The 17,917-nt window shown below is 48.7% G+C and carries 9 protein-coding genes; all 9 read right to left on the bottom strand.

Going from position 1 to position 17,917, the window contains the following annotated elements; all coding sequences use genetic code 11:
- Positions 1-6 precede the first annotated feature (6 nt).
- Positions 7-3,492, bottom strand: a complete 3,486-nt coding sequence (locus tag JNN12_01260) for a hypothetical protein (protein ID MBL7976938.1) — start codon at positions 3,490-3,492, stop codon at positions 7-9.
- Positions 3,493-3,517: 25 nt separating this feature from the next.
- Complete coding sequence (locus JNN12_01255) at positions 3,518-6,559, bottom strand: discoidin domain-containing protein (GenBank protein ID MBL7976937.1); 3,042 nt, start codon at positions 6,557-6,559, stop codon at positions 3,518-3,520.
- Positions 6,556-7,377, bottom strand: a complete 822-nt coding sequence (locus tag JNN12_01250; protein MBL7976936.1) for a carbohydrate ABC transporter permease — start codon at positions 7,375-7,377, stop codon at positions 6,556-6,558. Before JNN12_01250 ends, JNN12_01255 begins: the two co-directional genes overlap by 4 nt.
- 22 nt (positions 7,378-7,399) lie before the next feature.
- Positions 7,400-8,296: a sugar ABC transporter permease gene (locus tag JNN12_01245; GenBank protein ID MBL7976935.1), complete on the bottom strand. Its 897-nt coding sequence runs from the start codon at positions 8,294-8,296 to the stop codon at positions 7,400-7,402.
- On the bottom strand, positions 8,293-9,561 hold the full coding sequence (locus JNN12_01240) for a sugar ABC transporter substrate-binding protein (protein MBL7976934.1): 1,269 nt from the start codon (positions 9,559-9,561) through the stop codon (positions 8,293-8,295). Before JNN12_01240 ends, JNN12_01245 begins: the two co-directional genes overlap by 4 nt.
- 31 nt (positions 9,562-9,592) lie before the next feature.
- Entirely contained in the window at positions 9,593-11,680 is a 2,088-nt protein-coding gene (locus tag JNN12_01235; protein MBL7976933.1) for a hypothetical protein, read from the bottom strand.
- 17 nt (positions 11,681-11,697) lie between these two features.
- A complete protein-coding gene (locus JNN12_01230) occupies positions 11,698-13,569 on the bottom strand; it encodes a T9SS type A sorting domain-containing protein (GenBank protein MBL7976932.1) in 1,872 nt (623 codons plus the stop codon).
- 42 nt (positions 13,570-13,611) lie between these two features.
- A complete protein-coding gene (locus tag JNN12_01225; GenBank protein MBL7976931.1) occupies positions 13,612-14,613 on the bottom strand; it encodes a PorV/PorQ family protein in 1,002 nt (333 codons plus the stop codon).
- 61 nt (positions 14,614-14,674) lie between these two features.
- Entirely contained in the window at positions 14,675-17,893 is a 3,219-nt protein-coding gene (locus JNN12_01220; protein MBL7976930.1) for a hypothetical protein, read from the bottom strand.
- Positions 17,894-17,917: the final 24 nt, after the last annotated feature.

Here is a 17,917-nt window from a genome sequence, read left to right as displayed (position 1 = left end):
CTAACTTTATTTAAACAATTGCGTGGTATAAACCTGTTCCGTATTCTCCTTTGTTGCCTCTGCTGAAAGAGGCCTGCCATTGCGCATATTAGGGGGAGAGGAAGGTGGTTTTCCCATGCGGATGACAACACGATGTGTTTTACCATCCGTAATAATTGGAATTTTGGCCAGGACATCCTCCTCTATCACGCAAGTCATACCATCTATGGAAGCTGCTGAAATACCTACTTCAACACTTTCCGGATTTTCCACTTCAATTAAATAGCGGGTCTGGTTGTCGTGGCAACGGTATTGTATGGTAAAACCGGGCCAATGCAAAGGGATACAGGGTTTAAGCGTAAACCACTGATTTTCCTGTACGCCAAATCCCAGAACGGATTCGAATAAGACGCGAAACATCCATCCGGCAGAGCCCGTGTACCACGTCCAGCCGCCCCGTCCAACATGTGGCGCCACTCCATACACATCTGCAGCAATTACGTAAGGCTCTGTTTGATAGCGAGCAACTTCTTCGGGCGTTCGGGTATGCGATACCGGACTGATCATGCCCAGCAATCGTGCAGCCAAGGTTCCTTTACCCGTTTCTGCAAGTGCTTTTACAGCCCAAAGAGCCGCATGGGTATATTGACCGCCATTCTCCCGTACACCAGGCAAATAGCCTTTAATGTAGCCGGGGTCGTGAGGCGTGCGGTCGAAGGCAGGGGTGAGCAAGCGGATAATGCCTTCATTTTCAGAAACCAAATGCGTCAACATGGCTTCGAGCGCAACACGCGCACGGTCGGGGGGGGCCACTTTGGAAATGACAGCCCAAGCTTGTGCAATGGTGTCTATTCGGCACTCATCATTACCAGAAGCACCCAAAGGAACCCCATTGTCATAATAAGCCCGACGATACCAAGACCCATCCCATCCTGAGGTATTCAGGGCTTCGTACAATTCTTTTTGATATGCGGCATACCGTGTAAGACGTACCACGTCCCGACGTTTTTCGCAGATCGAAATCCAATCCGAAAGAATCTGATACAAGAAAAAACCCAGCCATACGCTTTCCCCTTTCCCTTCTCGGCCCACCCGATTCATCCCATCGTTCCAATCGCCCGTTCCCATCAAGGGTAATTCATGATCGCCTTTCGTTAATGAACGATCAATAGCCATGCAAGCGTGTTCGTAAAGGCTAGCAGATTTATTTGTATCTTCCGCAAAAACAAAGATTTCATCCTCGTCTTTTTTTAATAGCGCCGCCGATTTGAACCCAACCTCCTCATCCAATAAAGCCCAATCTCCAGTGCTATTTATATAAAAAGAAGTGATATACGGCAGCCAGAGCAAATCATCCGAGAACCGTGTCCGGATGCCCTTGGAGAGCGGTGGATGCCACCAATGTAAGACATCTCCTTCTTCAAACTGATGTGCGGCATGTAGTAAAATCTGGCTACGTGTTAAGTCTGGCAAATGATAAAACATGCCACCCGTGTCTTGGAGTTGGTCGCGGTATCCATAGGCTCCACCAGACTGATAGAATGCTGAGCGGCCCATGATACGACAGCTAAGGTTTTGATACACCAGCCAACCATTTGCCATCCGGTCTAAGGCTGCATCCGGTGTTGTTACCTGAATTTTGTCGGTCAGCTTTTGCCAGAAGGCGATCCCTTCATTTTGTGCAGTTTCACACGCTGCGGGATCGGCATAACGCATCATCAATTCTTGGGTACGAGACGCATTTTCCCCTTGCCCCAGCAAGACATAAAATGTCACCTCGGTCTCTGGCGGCAGTTCAATTTGGGTTTCCACAGCCAAGCAAGGGTCGGTATGCGCCTCAAGTTCTACCTTCTGGTTCAAATGGTCTGCCCAGATGCCTTCTGGCGCATCAGGAGCGCCATATCGGCCTAAAAATGCGGTACGGTCGGTCGTAACAGAAGAAACAGGAGCCCCAACGATCTGTAAAAACGAACGTCGTGCCGAAAACTCCCCATTATGGGGATTTTCGGCCCATAGGGCACCATTTTCGGCCCGACCTGTTTGGAGGTGGGGCAAGGCCATATGACGATAAGGCCCCATCACCAATTCGTGGTAGGCGTAAAACGAAAACGTCTGAGCGGTCTGCGTCTGGTTTCGCAGACAGATTTTTGCAATTTTGAGCGGATCGGCGGGTGGGACAAAAAAGGTCACTTCGTGAGCAATGCCCAATTGCACTGCCGAGAACGTAGAATATCCAAACCCATGTACGACCCGAAAGGCCACATTTGAAGGGCGTGGCCCTGGCAGTGGGCAGATGACCTCGCCTGTCTTTCGGTTTTTAAGATAAAACGCCTCGCCGAAGGGATCCATTACCGGATCATTGGCCCAAGGAGTCAGGCGGTTTTCGCGGCTATTTGCACTCCATGTATAAGCAGAACCACTTTCGCTGATCATAAACCCATGTTCATCATTTGAAACCACATTGGTCCACGGCAAAGGGGTTTTTTTGTGGGCGTGGGTGTAAAGAACATACGCCTTCCCATCTTCCGAAAAGCCACCTAACCCATTAAAATCTAAAAGAGAAGTTTCCTTTGCTTCTACTGCTAAAGGCGAGGGTCTGCATACGACACGGGTATTGATGGGGTTATTTTTCGAGGTTTTTGCCAAAAAAACAGCCAGCATTTCTTGTTCCTCTGCCGCAAAACGAGCTGGTTGTATGCCGACATGAGGTGAAAGAGGCTGAGCCATCCAATTGTGTAACTGATCTTCCGTTTTTGCAAATGCAAGGGCAAAATGGAGCGTTATGGATTCTCCGGCTTCAAGCCGAATTTCTTTTTGCAGGCTAAAAGCGGCATCTAATACATTTCCGGTCGTACCCGACAGGGCTTGGTCTAATGCCTGAGGATGTTGAAGGGTACGCCCCCGCCCAATAAACCGCATCCGGTCGGTTTCCCAAGCATCTGGACGTGCCTCCATCAACCAATGTGCCATAAAACCAGGTGTATCTCCGGGGCTACGCAGGCGTCGGTTTGCCATCAGTGCCCCGCGCGCCGCATCCCAAGCCGTTTGTACGAATAATTTGGAAAATGCCGGATGCCCCACATCGCCCATCCGGCTATTTAGTACGATTTCGGCATAAGAAGTCAAGCGAAGGATTCGAGATTCTTTCGTGCAGTTTTCCAACTTAATTTGTCTAATTTCTACATCTGCTTCTTTTAAGACCCACACCTTCATTACCGACCGAATCCCGTTCTCTATCCGTGTAAAGCGTATCTTGCCTCCATCCTGTACCACTTCGTACTGATCCGGAGTACTCCGTACGGGTTGGAAGCCCAAAGACCAAAAGGCTTCGGTTTGCAGGTCTTGCAGATAAAAATAGTAGCCATCAGCATCGCGCGTGGGGTCGGGATACCAGCGGGTAAGCGCCAATGAGGTGTGCGAAGTAAATCCGCTGCCGGATGAAGATAAAAAGACAGAAAGGGATCCGTTAGAACAAGAAAAAGTATCGAACGGGAAAGGTGTGTTCGTTTCCAAAGTATTGCAGGATTACGGTGGTTAACTATTGGCGAATGACAACGGTTGCGGGGAAATCACGGACGTTAATACGATGCGAAGGTATTTCCAAACGATGGTTGTTAATCCATATTTCGCGAATGGGCTTCGGATCCGGTATATGGACTTCCATCCCGCCTTGAGGAATTTTCAGGCTGCCCGAAAACTGAAAGGTAGTGGTTTCGCCCTTGCGAGAAGCGCTATACGAGAGACTGCCCCACCATGTACCGAGGTTTTTCACCCTAACGCCTTCGTCCTTTTCCAACCACTCCGGCAGCAATCCAGCTCCAACGACCAACGTTTGATCGTCTTCACGTTCATACGCAAAAAAGGAGAGGCTGGCACGGATAAAATCCGATCCCACCCATGTATGTGGCATGTCGCCAATGAATTTGGGGGTACGCTCCTCCCTCCAGATCACTTCCGCCCAATGCCGCCAAGACGCAGGGCGTTGATGAGAAAAGAAATAACGGCTCATTGCATGGGCACGGTCTTTCCAGCCCAACCTTAGGAGTGCTCCGACCGTCCGCCATTCATATGGGGTATAATTTTCCCACACTTTTTTTCCGGAACGTCTGTCCTCGGCAAATTGCCAATATCGCTCAAATGTTTTCTCGAGAGCGCCCTCCGGAAAACGTGCCATCTCTTCGGCGGGTGTCATACCCACGGTGGTGGAGGTGGCGTCAAAATCCCCCAATTCCACACAGCCCGGCAAGTAATCTATTTGGTGTAGCGCCATTGTGGCCCGAATTGCGGCGTGGACATCCTGCGTAAATTCATCCCGAAATGCCTTAAAGCTTGCGGCAGTCTCTTTTTCACCCAGTACTTCGGCAAGATAGACCGCATCTTTATACCCACGAATGGCAAAAAAATAATCCCAGAACGAGTGACGTGGATGATCGGAATATCCTTCGTGGCTGATAGATTCGGGAAGGAGACCAAAATAGGGCTTCTTTTCTGGGTTCTGATATTCTGGCGTGCGTCTCAAGTGCCGCAACCCTTCCATATAACGCACTGCCTGTTGAACCTGTGGCCAAACCTTACGCAAGGTTTCTTCGTCGTTGGTGAATCGGAAATATTCTGCCACCAGATAGATAAATTGCCCATGACTATCGTTTTCTGGAACCGGATCTGGCCCGCGATGATCCACGCAACAAGGAACCTTGCCGTTATCGAACAAGAAGCGTGCATACCACAGAAGGTATTCCCGAACCGTATCGGAATGCCCTAACCGTAACAACGCCGCAGAAGTCAATGAACCATCCCGAATCCAACTTCGTTCATAACTTCGGGACCCCGGCTGGATGGCATCTTCGTCTTGGTTGACCAGCACATAACCCAGATTGGCTTTGATGGACTGGGTTAGGGCTTCATCTCCGGGAACGACCAAATCGAAGCGATCAATCAAATTGCGCCATTCGGTTTTTGCCTGTTCTAACGTCCCACCCGCAGTACCATAGTGTAATACCACCGTTTGGGACTCACCGGGCCTCAGCCTCAGTCTATACCGCATGGCTCCGGCGGCAAAACCCAACGAGTCTTCGACCGTTTGTTTTCCGGAGGGTGTGCCTTGTATCATTTGCGCGATCAGATCGCCCTCACTCATACGGGTTACCCATGCCCTTTCAGGCTTAGGCATGGTCGTGAATGTCGTTTGGTTCAGTTGTAAGTGTTGTCCCAACGAAAGGGACTTGATCGGTGCAAAGCCACCGGGAGTATTCAGAAATTGAGAGGTTGGGTTCACTTGGAACGGACGAGCCGCAAGATACAAATATCCGGTTTTCCTTTTATTGCTACGATTATGTAATTTATACTGCACCATAAACCCTTCTTGTGTGGCCCAAGCCGTCACCTTAAGTATCAACGGCCCCATGATCCGTGTTACGCTTGGGATAGGTAGGTACCCGCTTTCGAGTGCGGCTTCATGTGTGGTATTGGCCCACGACCATAATTTGCCCTCCATCATCACAAATGGTTCAAACGAGGGGCCACCTTTCTCTAATTCTACCATGCCATGTTCGCTCATTAACCCTTCGTTCATGTGATGGGGGGCACCCCAAACCGTCCAATACGTTAGTTTTTCCAAAAAATAGAGCGGAAAGTGGCCTTCTGGCGCCCTTGCAGCCAAATGGGCGATATAGGCAGATGGCGTGGTAGAAAAAGAAATTTCTTCTATTTGAACATGCCTTAAGACACATCCTGAAAAGCACGTCAGACGAAGAAACCTTGTTTCGGCTTCAGGAAGATATAGGGCATCATAGCCCCCATCCCCGTTTTGAACCGCAATAAGATTACGCCAGTGTTTACCATCGTCGGATGCAGCCAACTGATAACGTGTTCCGCCGGATGCCCAGCCCAATGTCACCCCGCCAAACTCGCGGTAGGTACCAAAATCCATCATCAACCATTGCGATGAGCCGCCTTTGGGAGACCAAGCCCCGCTTTTTGACAAAACGCCCTGACCCGATCCAGAGGAAGTAGTAATGATTGGGGTTAGGGTATAAGGCGCATCGGGCAGACGCGGCTCAATCCGAATATCGTCCAACCAAATAGTACCTTTACCACCTTTTTCCGCAACAATGGTAAACTCAAACGCACTCAGCATCTCCAATGGCCGCTTGGGTTCTGGCCCCCATGCAAAACTGATTTTCCGGCGCTTAATGCGCTGTTCGGTCCATTTTTCGGGCATCTTTAAAGAAGGCTGCACATACCACCAAACGTTACCATCTTGCTGGAGCTTAATTTCAAGCTTATTCAATGGTGTTTCACCTCTTACACGATAGCTCAGAACAAAATTTTCTGGCAAGGCAAGACGGATAGGCTTTACCGCAGCAGCCCATCCACCCTTCCCGTTGAAATTGTAATCTAAGCGAATGGAAGGGCCATTGTCTCCGTCCGATTCGGTTATTTCTAGGTTCACCCCTTCTGTTGGGGCCGCTTGCCACAAAGCCGTATCTGAACCATCCTCGATGGTCAAAACCCCCGATTGGGCCAGGCTATATGGTCCCGAAAAAAAGAACAGCCACCACCATAAGATTTTATATTTCATCCCTTTACGCCTCCCATCATGATGCCTTTGATATATTGTTTTTGCAGCACCAGAAAAACGATTAATACAGGCAGAACCGTCATCACAGAACCAGCCATCATCATTTCATTGTCCTGAACATGTTCACGAGAAAGGGCTGCCAATGCCACTGGTAGCGTATAATTTTGCTCATCGGTCATTAAAATCAATGGCCACATAAAGTCATTCCACGTCCCCATAAAAGTAAATAACGCTAAGGTCACCAATATGGGGCGAAGGAGTGGTATGATCACCGACCAGAAGGTTCGGAACTCGCCCGCGCCATCTATTCGGGCGGCTTCTATCAATTCATTGGGAACCGAAAGTGCATATTGCCGGATGAGGAAAATTCCAAAAATGCTGGTCATTCCCGGAATCATCACACCGAGATAGGTATTTACCAAACCGAGGTATTTCATCATGAGAAAGAGGGGTAGCATGGCCACTTGTGCCGGAATGACAAGTGCTGCTAAAAGGGTTTTGAATAGGCGCTCTTTCCCATAGAACGACAATTTAGCAAAGGCATAGCCAGCCATGGCATTCAAAAGCAACGAAAGTAGCGTGATACTGGTCGCCAAAAGGAAACTATTCAGAAAATATCGCCCCATTTCCATCCGCTCGAAGAGGGTTTCATACTGCATCAGAGTGGGGGATTGGGGGAAGAGTGGGGGTGGGTATGCCCCAGCCTCGCCCGTTTGCATAAACGAAACAGAGACCATCCAAACCAATGGAAAGGCGGTTACCAGCGCAAAAAGCCATAAACTGCCATTTACCAACCAAAAATTAAGCCGATGTTTCATGGGTATCTACTCATTAATAAACTTAGGCGGCATCGGTTTTCTGAAGCCGGAATTGGATGAGGGTTGCAACCAGCATAATGATAAACAAGACAAATGCAACGGCAGCCGCATAGCCCAGATTCCACCACTTAAAACCTTGTTCATACATCAGATACACGATGCTAACGGTGCTTTGGAGTGGTCCACCTAGTGTCATCACATAAGGTTCGGCAAACAACTGAAAATAACCGATCATCGTCATCAGGCCCACAAACAAAAAGGTAGGAGCAAGCATCGGCAACGTGACATGCCAGAACTGCTGCCAAGCCCCCGCCCCATCAATCTGAGCGGACTCATACAATTCATCTGGTATGTTTTGTAGTCCGGCAATAAAAATAACCATGTTGTAACCAAAGCCTTTCCAGACCGCCATCAGGATGATTGCAGGCATGGCCCAGATCGGATCTCCCAACCAATCCACCGGATCTATTCCCAAAAAATGTAGAATGTAGTTTAGAAAACCATATTTGGTGTGATAGAGATAACGCCAAACAACCGCTACGGCCACAATGGTGGTGACCACAGGAGCGAAAAAAATAGTCCTAAAAAATGATTTGAACCGTACTACCTTGGATTGCAACAACAAAGCAGTACCCAATGATATGCCCACCGATAGCGGGCCGCCGACCAAGACAAAATAGAAGGTATTTCCAAGTGCTTTCCAAAAATCTTCGGAAGCAAGCAGTTCCTGATAGTTTTTAAGACCCACTACCCGTAAATGATCCGGGTTTGCCAAGGCATAAATGTCAAAATCCGTGAAACTCAGAAAAAAAGCAGCCAAAACGGGCACAAAGAAAAAGACCACAATCAGGAGCAATGCGGGCGCTACAAAAAACCATGCAGCACGTACCGTTCCAATAGGGAGTGTAGGAGCATTCATGGTATTGCTCGGTTTTGGGCCAACATCCAGCGGCGCTTTTCAAGGATGCGGTCCGTCGTGGCATCTAAATCTTTTAAGGCCACTTCCATACTTTTTTTGCCACTCAGCACCACCTCGGTAGTCAGGCGCAATTCGGTGGCAATACGCTCCCATTCGGGCACTTTCGGGGTTGGGCGTGTGAATTCCAATTGTTGCCGAAACGCCCGCATGTATGGATCGGCGGCTAATTTGGGATTTTGCCATGCGGATAGACGTGGTGGAAGGTCACCCGTCAATTCATTAAACCGGATTTGCACTTCTGGACGCGAGAGGTATTCCAAGAAGGCCCACGCTTCGGCCTTCCGTTTTGATTGCCGGAAAATAACCAAACTGGCACCTCCAGCCATCGAATAAGGGGCCTGCCCAGCCTCTGGTGCAGGCATGGGGGCGGTTGCCCAAGCCGTTTGTAGGGATTGGGGGAGCCGGGCTTTAAATTCGCTCACGTTCCAAGGTCCGGTGATATAAAAAGAAAAATACCCGCGCCCAAATTCATGCCAGACATTGGATATTTCCTGATTGCCTACACTGGGTGATAGTTGGTTGCGGAATAAATCAAGGTAGTACCTATATGCTTTTTTGAAACCGCTACTTTGGAAATTCCCCCGCGTCCCATTTTCTCGAAGCATTTCCTCAGGTTGTTGAAGGGCAAAAATAATGGGGGGTTCAAACTCGTTTAAAGGCAGCAATACCGCATATTTGTCTGGTCCCACTTGTTTTTTGATCTGCTGCATGGCTATTTCCCATTCCCGCCAAGTTTGGGGTGGCGATGTGTATCCCGCTTTTTCGAGGAGGTCTTTTCGGTAAAAAAGCAGACGTGTATCCACATACCAAGGAATACCATATGTTTGATTATCAAAAACATTAGAGGCCCAAATACCTGTAAAATAATCTTTCGCCTGCACAACCTTGCTTTGGGCGATCCAAGGGGTTAGCTCCTCCAAAGCATTCAGTGCGGTAAATTCAGGCATCCAAGTATTCCCCAACTGGCACAAATCTGGTAACGATTCTCCCGCAAATCCGGTTAAAAGTTTTTCATGGGCTGCCGTCCAAGGCAGGGCCTGCACCCGCACTTTTATATCAGGGTTTAATCGCTCAAACGCTGGTACCAATGTTCCTAAAACCTCCCCCTCTTTGCCCATTGCCCAAATGCGGATTTCCTTTCGGGAATCCGTTTGGTTGGTACATCCAGTCACCACGACCAAAAACAGGAACATAAAACGGTACATAGGAGAAAGGTAATAGCAGAAAATTAAGAGGTTATTTTTGTTCCAACCAACGCCGTAATGCTGCTTCCACGCGATTAAAAAACAACTCATGGGCAACATCATTCAGATGAATCTGATCACCAGCGTCATATTTAGGGTTAATTTTTCCGTCTTCCAAGGCCACGTCACGCCAAAAATCAATCACCCAATCGCCATAACGAAGTTTCAACTGGTCTCGAACCTGCATCAGTTCTGCCCGTTTTTCCTCTGTCAGGTTACGTGGTTGTGTGGTGGTCATCCAAACCCGAATACCCTTTTCCTTTGCAGGTGCCAAGATGGCTTCAAAATTCAGCATTTGTTCCTCCAAACCATAACCAGCCGTGGTGTCGTTTGAGGGCAAGTTGATGATGATGCCATCCGGATTTAGGCTAAGGGCTTTGCTGATATTCCGCTCTACATCTGGTTCTGGCCTGTTTTGTACCCTGGGGTGCTCGGTTGGAAGCAGGTGAAAAGTTGTATATGCACTACGGGCAATATTGAAAACATGGATTTCACCTGTTGGCTCAACCAAGTGACGTAATCGGTTGACCCAAGTATTTTCCCAAATCTTTGGCCCTACGCCCTCGGCAGTAGAAGAACCCATGACCACCAAACGTTTGTATTTGGGTGAAGTTTGTACATTCGTCATGCGTTCGGGTATCCATTGGCTTGGTGTAGCGTGTGTGCTTGGTACGTTATCCAACCAACCACCGGTAAAGCCTGCCCGTTCCAATCCTTTGCGGATGTAGGGGTTTTTCTGCATGGTTTTCCAGACCAAGCCGGTGCGATAATTTTCTATCATCACCAAAATTGGGCCTTGGTCTATACCCAGATAATCTGTATCAAACCATCCTTTCCCTGGAACAACCCGGCCATGCTGTGGCTTTACATCCGTAAAGGTAAATGAAGGATTAAAGGCATCCAAAAAACCATATTTATTATAAAGCGGTTCGCCATATCGCGAGGCCATGGCCCTCAAGGTAGAAATTGTAATTTCTGGCGCAAAAGGCACTGAACCACCAACCGCCGTAGGAGACAAGGTTCCATCATCTAACACGTATCCTGCACTGGCTCCCCGTGCCGTATAAGTTTGAAAACGACGCATTTTTCCATTAAACTCCCGTTCAATGTCTAAAGGACCATCACATGCGGTAAGCCCCCAAATTGCTGCGCTATAATCTTTCCAGCCATTTGGGTTGGCAACCGCATAAGCGTGCTGGCTTAAGGTGGCCCGACGCGAATTTTCAAAATAATCTATACCTTTGGTACGCATAAACGCATCCTGAATCCCTTTCAGCGGTAGGTACATTTGTGTGTATTGGTGACCAAATAGCGGAGAAAAATTAACGTGCTCCTGCCCATAAAAGGACTGCCATTGGTAAGAAGCCGTATAAGACGCCCACGCATCATCCCTAAAAGGAAACGTCGGGGAACCGAGTCCCAAGATATAAGGCATCATGGCTTCATCATAGCCTCGGTAGTCGTGTGTATGCAAACCAGACTCCGGATACCACCCCATTGCCATTAGGCCCCCGCGAACATGCATCCAGTCCCACTCCACACGGCGGTAGAGCGAATCGGCGTATGCCCGAATTTGTTTTTCCTGTGGATTGTTTTGATCGAAATAGCTCTGTGCAAACAACACGCCCGACATCAGCCAGGCCGTATCTATGCTAGACAATTCTACGTTCCGGAAGCGTTCTCCGGTTTTCATGTCTAAAAAATGATAATAAAAGCCCTTATATCCGGTTTGTTTTAAGCCTGCCGGACTTTGTGGCGCTTTCCAGAAAAACTTGAGTGTTGCGAGCGTCCGATCTATGGCTTGTTTTCGGGATATCCAGCCACGTTCTGCTCCAATGGGATAGGCCGTCAAACCAAAACCGACGGCTGCAACACTCGAAAAAGACTCGGTGGGCCAACGATCTGGCACCAGGCCGTTTTGCGGATTGGTGGTTTCCCAGAACCAGTTAAAGGTGCGGTGTTGCACCTCGTCTAAAAACGCTTCATCGCCAGAGGAATGCATCGCGAGGGTTGGACGCGGTTTCGGCGAACAACCTGCAAATACCACCAAAAGCAACAACAAACCGTTGCGTAGCATCATTTTTTTAGCTATTTAAATCAATCACTTTGGCGGACTACCCGCGAAAACGTTTCTTTTCCATTATGCCGAATCCGCACCAAATATACCCCACTTGGCCACCCAGCCCCATTCAACAACCATTTCTGTTCCCCACGTTCTACGTATTTTTCCTCCCGATGTACTCGCCGCCCTTGCACATCAAAAACCTCTAAGGTCGCTTTTCCACTTTGATCCATAACGACTTGAAGTTGTACGTTGCTGATAAAGGGATTGGGATACCCATTGGCCTGCACAACCTCTGCTGGAGGAAGTTCAGAATCATTGACCACCCCAGGGCCTTTAAAGCCCGCCCGCCGGAGCCCACGCTGAATGACCTCGCTCTTCATCATGTGTTTCCAAATCAGCCCTGTGCGATGGTTCTCGATCATCAAAACAATCGGGCCTTGGTCAATCCCTATAAAATCGCTTGCAAACCAATTTTTGGAAGGGTTAAAGGCGTCTTTAAGCCCATAAGCGCCCCACAAATTGGGACGATAACGGTTATACATCTCGCGTAAAGCGGCCAGCGACTCGGTGGGTGTAAAAGGAAAAGATCCACCTGGTGCGGTAGGATTTAGTGTTCCATCATCGCTCCAGTCTGGCGGAGCACCTCGCGCTTTATACCCACCTGGTACATCCGAAGCGGTAATCCCCCATAGGTTTTCCCCATAATCCGTAAATTTTTTGGGGTTGGCTATACAATAAGCCTGTTGCGCAAGGGTAGCACGGCGCGAATTCTCGAAATAATCGGAACCCCGTGCGGCCATGTAACTGTCTTTTATCCCCCTAAAGTCAATAAAAACATGAGAATATTGATGTCCAAACAAAGGTGGAAAGATAACAAAAGACTGTCCGTAATGCGTTTGCCAGCTATAGGAAGACGTCCATGCATTCCAAGACGATGCGGGCAAAGGGTGCGTGGGCGAACCAAGGCCAATGATATATAAGATGGATGCCTCACTGTATCCGGCCCAGTCATAAGGCAGCAGGCCCGTTTCCGGCTTCCACCCATGAGACACCCGTGGAGAACGGGGCGAGGCCCAGTTCCAGTCTGCACGGTTGTTTATTTCCGTTGCCAATGACCGGATTTCGGCTTCTTCGGCGTCGGTTCCAGAAAAATATTCTTTAGAAAACAAAACACCTGCCAGCAACAAGGCTGTATCAATGGTAGAAAGTTCGCTACTCCATTCCCGATACCCGCCCGTAAAATTCAGGAAATGATAATAAAACCCCTTGTATCCGGTTCCATCCGAAGGCTGATCCGTCGGGACATCCGCAAAGAACCGCAGGGTATTTAAAACACGTTTGCGGCCTTCCTCGCGGGTGATCCACCCACGTTCAATCCCGACGGCAATGGCCGGAAGTCCAAAACCTACACTGGCCGTACTGGCATGAGAACCCCGCTGGCTCCGGTCTCTAATCAACCCTTTTTCCGGATTGGCCTCGTACCAAAAAAAATCAAATGCCGTTTGTTGCATCAAATCCAAAAAGGCTTCATCCGATAATTCTTTTGGGGTTACAGCAATCGGTTGCGACTTTTCCCCTTCTATAAAGCTGGTGTTTACTGCAGAAATAGCAAAATAATAGGTTTTATCATTCGGCAAACTGGTATCCACCCAATAGGGCTGTGTTTGCATCACCGATGTTCTGGAGGTAAACGGCCCGGCAACACTGGTTGACCAATAGACGTAATAGCCCAATGTCGTCCGATCTGCAGCACCCCATCGAATAATGGCGGTTTTATCCCCTGTTCTTACGGAAAAGTTTACAGGAGGCGCTGGCCCGGTCTGTGCAAAGACAGCGGAACACGTTCCTACGGCAACCATGCAAACCAGCAAGGTGAATACCACTTTAAATTCAACTCTTTTCATGCTTTTGTCCAAGGGTTCCCCCTTCTTTCCTTAATACGGTGCTTAAAAGTCGAAGGCAAACCCAAAACGCTGACTACTTCCCAAGCGGCCAAAGTCCGCCCAGCCATAATCGAACCGGAAGCGGTATTGTTCTATTTCATAATTTATCCCAGCGCCCAATGTGAGACCCGTTTCGTGGTCTTGTTGAAACAGGTGCTGATAGCCACCACGAAGGGAAAATGTGTCGAAAAGGGTAACTTCCGTTCCCAAACTCACACTTTCCGTATTGTCGCTTGGATGGAAGGCATTTATGGCGAATACGGCTTTTGCTTTACGGCCTAATTGAACAGGATAATCCATCCCAACCCTAAAAAGAACGGGCAATTGATGCGCATCGGTGACCAAGGCTGCGGGTAAACTGGAATTATCCCCATATTTATCCGGATTGGCGTCAAAGCGAACCCGAAGGTCTTTACCATCAAACTTCCCTTTTGTGCCAAAATTAGCCAAACTTGCCCCCAATTGTGCGCCAAAAGGCAATTGATACATCACCCCAAAATCCAAAGCTCCGGCTTGAAGCGAAGAATTCCAAATGCGCTCTGTTACGTATTTAAGATTGACGCCTGCCGAAAACCGATCGCTGAGTTTACGGCTGTACCCCACACTCATCGCCAAATCTCGCACTTGATATTGCTCTCCTGTACCCAAAGGTTGCTCTACGGTACGAACGGCAATATCGCCAGAGTTTAAGGAAGTGACGTGAATGGAGAGTGCATCAGCTTTTCCCATTCGGATATCAGTCGTGGCATACTGATGAGAAATTCCCACCAGCCAAGCACCATGAGAGAACTGTACAGCCGTCCGAGGCTCCCAAGCAGGGGCAGCGGGGTTAAAATAGCCCGCAGAAGGATCTCCGTATAACGTTACCGAAGCATTGCCCATGCCCAAAGCACGGGCACTGGGTTCAATTAGCAAAAACTGTCCGATGGTGGTTCCTGTTTTGCTTTGCGCATAGGCCAAAGTCAGGTTCAGGAAAAGGGAAACCAGAAAAACAAGTACCTTCATATAAGCATGGGTGATGGCGGTCGGTCACTGCACCAATCGGCCTCTTGAATGAATCAGTTTCTTATTTAATAATCGCAAATTTATCCACAAACGTGCCTAAGTCTCCAGCATCCACATGGAACAAATAAAGTCCGGGCGCAACTTCCAAGTTGTCTTTGGAGCGTAGATCCCACGGAACCATTCCAGTCGTTAGGCCATCTTGCACCAAGAGTTTAACCAATTCCCCTTTTACGGTATAAATTCGTATGGTCGCATTTTGGGGAATGTTCCGAAACTCCATCCGGCGAACCCCACGACCAGAAACCGCAAACCGTTCTGGCTCGAAGCTGGCCGACGCCACATAAGGATTCGGTACAACATAAGGTTTTTGTTCGTCGAACTGAGATTTCGCATCCGTGGCATTAATGCGTTCGCCATCCACCTTAAATTCAAATACATCCCCTTTTTGAAAGGGTTTTGCCAATACCAACTGATAAACATCACCGCTCGTTGGCGGCTTGGAAGTAGGTGAACCCGCTGCAAGCCGAATGTCCCACGTAGCCAAAGGCGTACGGGGGGCTTCGGGCAGGTAGGTAAGCACTTCTATGAATTCGGTGGCTTCATCTAAGGTACCAGAGTTGTTGACATCCCGAAACCGGAACTTTAGTTTTTGACCTTGACTGGTTTTTATGGTGAATTTAGCCGCCCGCGCAGGCGCCCCAATGGCTGCCAAAGACGTATCCTGTGGCGTATCCGAGAAAGTAATAATTAAATCATCTGGAAACCCAGGTCGGCGACGGTTGATATTAAACGAACTTGCATAACGCGCCGTAATCTGGGCAGATGTGGTACTCCCGGTCTTAAACCCAGAAGCAACCAGATCGGGAGATAAAATCTTGGGCGTGCGGACAACGGGCAAAAGGCCATGTCCCGTTACACCCGAAATCCCCCCATCCAAGTCTTCACTCCCCGAAAACACCAATTCTCCGGTATCCACATCCGTCATGCTATAACTCTTTGCACGGACACTATCTGGCGACGCTGTAAAGGTGATTCGGTATTTATGTCCATCTTTTACGGCTTTAGGATTCAGTATCCGGATATTCACTTCTCCAGTTCCATCGCCGGCAGTATGTACCAAAGAACCAGCTTGTACCCCAGCCCGTACATACCCCGGCACGGCCTTATTGGGCCGGACTTCCACGACGTTAGACGGCAAAATGGTTCCTCCGCGTGGTGTCCGAGAAACAGAGATTGCATTCTCGGACGGGAAGAACTGGAATTCTTCCGATCCATTGTCGTAAGCAGTGACCGCATAGTAATAGGTTTGCCCATTCACCACCGTCGTATCTACAAAACTGTGCATCAAACCAGAATCTTCACCCAACCAATATTGTACCCCTTGAACCGCGATGTTCGAGAAGCCCCGAACGCCATTTTTCAGATCAAATTGTGCCATTGGTTTCCCATTCCCAAAAGGACCAGTACCACGTCCCGTTGAAATGACCTGCGCATCCAAAAAGTTGGGGTCGGTAGAGCGATACACTCGGTAGCCTTCAAAATCATACAAGTTGGTGACGGGATCCGGCGTTTTCTCCGAAACATTGTCCCATACAAGTGTGACTTTTTGGTCTTCGGCAAATGCCTGAACGACAGGCTTGGGAGGCGGAGTGGCAAACTGGTAGTTGGCATCATAAATGCGTGATACCACCTTCACATTGTCTTTTAGTTCTTCCAGATCGGCACCATAGGCCAAAGCCAGACTAAAGCGTTCTGTAGAACCAGCCTTCAGTTTGAACGTACCGGATGCAAACACAAATCCAATATTGTAATTGGCGGCAAGTGGTGGATCAAAACGTTTTTGGGGATCTGAATGAGTGAATTGCTCCCAAAGACGACGTGGCCATTCTTTCCCATCATCATAAAAAACAATATTATCGGTCTCGGTACTGCCATTTCCGGCGCCAGCTTTAATACGATTGAATTTAAAGCCAGTTAGACCGATTTGATCAGATTCATTCACGTCTGTTTTATCAAAGTTTGGCTCGCCATCTGTGGGTATCCCATCGCCCTCGCCACGGTCATTGGTGCCAAATACGCCATCCGCACCCGTATCATGAAACTCAGGAACCCAGTCCAAATCCTCGTCACCCGTCCACCAAACCCCCAGACGATAGGCTGCGCGTTGTGTAAGCGGTGCAATTTCCTTTTCAAATTTTGTGAGGTCATATTTTGATTGTAGGTAAGCCAAGATGGCAGACTGCCCCTCAATTTTCTGCCCAGGCCCACCATCCCGCTGCTCATCCACAATACCGTCGTCATCGTTATCAATACCATCAAACTTATTGCCCGGTGTTTCCAAGTACGCATAGCCCAAATATCCTGTTTTGGCACAACTGCTGCTCAGGCTAACCCCCGTGCCGTTCTTGTCCCACGTATAAACCAAGTCTTCGCCCAAATCGGTGGAATAAAAAGCATTGTCATCATCCGACTCATAGATGCCGTCGCACGAAAGTTGGGAGCCACCCACCCCCGAATCCATGTATAAACCAAAAATGATGTTATCATCATAATCGGTTGTGGACTCATTTGTAATGTCATATTGCCAGAAAATGACATTTTGGGCCTGTGGATTGGCCCACTGGAAGCCCCTAACCGCAATCTTTAGCCCCAATCCACGCCGAGTATTGTCTCTTGTGTCCGGAAAATAATCCCAGCCATCATAGTAGTTATCATCCATTACCGAATAACTTTCTTGGTCTGCATTGGGTCTTTTGCCAAAGTAGCCATTCCAGTCTCCTGCCCAGCCCGGATCATCCACGTCGTTCAATTTGTCCACCCACTTATCCGGCCAAGTACGCGGATCGTTACTCATGGCAATCGAGCGCCCTTTATTGACGCTGGGGTCTTCCTGAAAATAACCCGGTCGCGGCTCAAAGCGCATGACCTTGCCCGTCACAGGACTAATCCCCTGCCGCTCACGATAACCGGTTTCCATGATGTATGCATTAGAACCACTTCGTTGTTTGACTTTTGCCAATACAAAAGGGGTTACGCCATCCGAGTAGTTGATACCCGTGCCTTTGGGTACTTCAGAAGAGTGGAAAACCGAGAGGTCGGGGTTTCCCTGAAAGTCCCCCACCATGCCAAAATTGTAGAAAAGCGTCCGAATACGGTTGGCATCATGGGTTCCCGACCGTTCGGCATCTATTCGGCTCCTGAGTTCGGGTGGAACTACTTGCGCAAAGCCCAGATGCCCATATCCAAAAAGGAGACCCAATAAGAAAAGTTTGCGGAACATAATCATATACGGATTAAATCGAAA

Source organism: Bacteroidetes Order II. bacterium (genome assembly GCA_016788705.1).
In the GTDB taxonomy this organism is placed as follows: Bacteria; Bacteroidota; Rhodothermia; order Rhodothermales; family UBA2364; genus UBA2364.
This window is presented reverse-complemented; position numbering and strand designations above follow the sequence as displayed.